Genomic DNA, 2625 nt, shown 5'->3' with positions numbered 1-2625 from the left:
GCCACCGGCGGATCCTGACGGCCGGCTACCAGCACCAGGTTGCCGTAGCGCCGCCCGCGCAGCACCCCGGCGTCGGCCACCAGGCAGGCCCGGGGCAGCAGTTCCCGGACGGTCGCGACCTGTCCACGGGCGTACCGCAGCGGCGGGCCGTCGGCCAGGTTCGCCAGGTACCAACCGCCGGGCCGGAGCACCCGGGCCACCTCGGCGGCGTACTCGACCGAGGTCAGCCGGGCCGGTGTCCGGGAACCGGCGAAGACGTCCGCGACGATCACGTCGTAGCCGGCGTCCCGCCCGGCGGCCAGCACCGCCCGCGCGTCGTCCACCCGGACCTTCACCCGCGCATCGGGTCGCCAGGGCAGCTCCCGGCGGACCAGCTCGACCAGCGCACCGTCCACCTCGACGACCCGCTGCACCGAGCCGGGGCGGGTGGCGGCGACGTACCTCGGCAGGGTGAGCGCACCGCCACCCAGGTGCAGCACCCGCAGTGGCGCGCCGGCGGGTGCGACCAGGTCGATCGCGGCGGCCAGGCGGCGGACGTACTCGAACTCCAGGTGGGTCGGGTCGGTCATGTCCACATGCGACTGCGGGGCGCCGTCCAGCAGCAGCGTCCACGACCCGGGCCGGTCCGGGTCGGGCACCAGCTCGGCCTGCCCGGTGTCGACCTGCGCGGTGATCCGGTCGGCGTCGCGCCGCCGACCCATCAGCGACCTCTCCGGGCGGCGGCGGTCAACGCGCGGTGCAGCAGCCGGGAGTCACCCAGCCTGGAGCGCAGCAGCCGTTCCAGCCCGGCGATCGGCACCAGGTTCTGCGGGGCGCGGGGGTCCTTGTAGGGAGTGGAGGCGAACCGGGGAAGGGTGACCAGCGACAGGTCGGCCAGCCGCACCACCTCGGCGATCTCCAGGTCCGCCGAGCACTCCAGCCGGACGATCCCGGCCCAGGGCGCACCGGCGGCCACCGGTAGCCGGACGTACCACGACCAGCCGCCCCACGCGGTGCCCAGACGGAACACCGGGGAGCGGTGCCCGGCGGCGAGCCCGGTGACCACCGCGGTGAGCCGGGCGTCGAGATACTGGCTGTGCTGGGTCTTGATGTAACCGAGGGTGCGCGGCAACTGCCGCCGGTTGCGCAGCGGTCCGTCCACCACCAGCAGGTCGTCGTCGGTACGCGCGGCGGACGAGACCTCCACCTCCAGCGCGGTCAGCGGCCCCTGCACGGCGGCCGGCAGCTTGGCCAGCTCCCCGGTGCCGCTGACCCGGTGCACCGGATAGCGGACGGTGCCGGCGACCACGTCGGCGGCGGACGGGCTGGACGTGAAGAGTCCCCGGCCCACCTTGGCGCCGGCCAGCTGGGCCGCGCCCCGCTCCAGGTCGCACCGGACCACCCCGGCGGCGTACGACGCGGCCAGGCCCGGGAACGAGGTGCCGTCCTCCTCCGCCGTCCAGACGCTGGCGTCGATCCGGCGTACCCCGTCGACCAGCAGCACCACGTCCGGGGCGCGCACCCCGGGCCGGGGGCCGATCGCCCGCCAGTCCACCACCGGAAGCTCGTGGTCCGCCTCCACCTGGGCGCTGCTCGGCGCGGCCGGTCCGGCCGACGCCTCGAACGAGGCCCCGTAGGCCGGATCCCACGCGTCGACGAAGAACCGTCCCGCGCTCACGGGACGAACCTTTCGTTCGCGACTGCGGGGCTCCGCTGCGCTGCACTCCTCGCGCTCACCGGCCGGTCCGTTCGATGCGGGCCGAGCGGGCGTCCTTACGGACCTCGAAGCGGACCGGGATGCGTTCCGCCAGGGCTGGTACGTGGGTCACCACGCCGACCATCCGGTCACCCCGGGCGGCCAGGTTCTCCAGGGTGGCGGCGACCGTGTCGAGGGTGGCCGCGTCGAGGGTGCCGAAGCCCTCGTCCAGCACGATCGACTCCAGGCTGGCCGCCGTGGTGGACATCCCGGCCAACTGCTCGGAGAGCGCCAGCGCCAGGGCCAGGGACGCCTGGAACGTCTCACCGCCGGAGAGGGTACGCACACCCCGGCGCAGCCCGGCGTCGTAGTGGTCGACGACGAAGAACTCGCCCTTGTCGTGGACCAGGTCGTACTGCCCGCCGGAGAGTTCCCGCAGGATCCCCGAGGCGCCGTCGACCAGCAGGTCCAGCGCCTCGGCCAGCAGCCACCGCTCGAAGTTGTTGGCGCGCAGGTGCCCGGCCAGCGCCCGCGCCACCTGCGCCTGGCGTTCGTGCTCGGCCCGCTGGGCGCGCAGCTCCTCGGCCTGGGTGCGGCGTTCGGTCAGCCGGCGCAGGTCGGCCTCGGCCCGTTCCACGGCGACCGTGGCGGCGCGTACCGGATCGTCGGAAGCGGGCATACCGGCGGCGGTGAAGATGCCCGCGATCCGGGCCGCGACCTCGGTGGCCACCGCCTCGGCCGCGGCGACCGACTGCGCCGAACCGGCCCGCTGCGTCCGGCGCTGCCGCACCTGCTCGTCGGCCCACTCCGACAGCGTCGTCCACGCGGTGGCGACGTCGTCCCGGTCGGCCGCCGGTGGTCCGAACCGGGCCACCCCGTCGCGTACCCCGTCGAAACGCCGCCACGCCGACCGTAGGCGCTCCTGTGCCGCGTCCAGCGTGCCCCGGGCC

General features: G+C 75.3%; 3 protein-coding genes. All 3 read right to left on the bottom strand.

The window, feature by feature from the left end; genetic code table 11:
- On the bottom strand, positions 1-701 hold a 701-nt coding region (locus EYA84_RS30260), incomplete at its 3' end, for a spermidine synthase (RefSeq protein ID WP_131057623.1).
- A complete protein-coding gene (locus EYA84_RS30255) occupies positions 701-1657 on the bottom strand; it encodes a hypothetical protein (RefSeq protein WP_131057621.1) in 957 nt (318 codons plus the stop codon). The genes EYA84_RS30260 and EYA84_RS30255, both read right to left, overlap by 1 nt.
- A 55-nt stretch (positions 1658-1712) precedes the next feature.
- Positions 1713-2625: SbcC/MukB-like Walker B domain-containing protein (locus EYA84_RS30250; RefSeq protein WP_131057619.1), on the bottom strand; the 913-nt coding region annotated here is incomplete at its 5' end.

It is taken from the genome of Verrucosispora sp. SN26_14.1 (assembly GCF_004307965.1).
Lineage (GTDB): Bacteria > Actinomycetota > Actinomycetes > Mycobacteriales > Micromonosporaceae > Micromonospora.
This window is presented reverse-complemented; position numbering and strand designations above follow the sequence as displayed.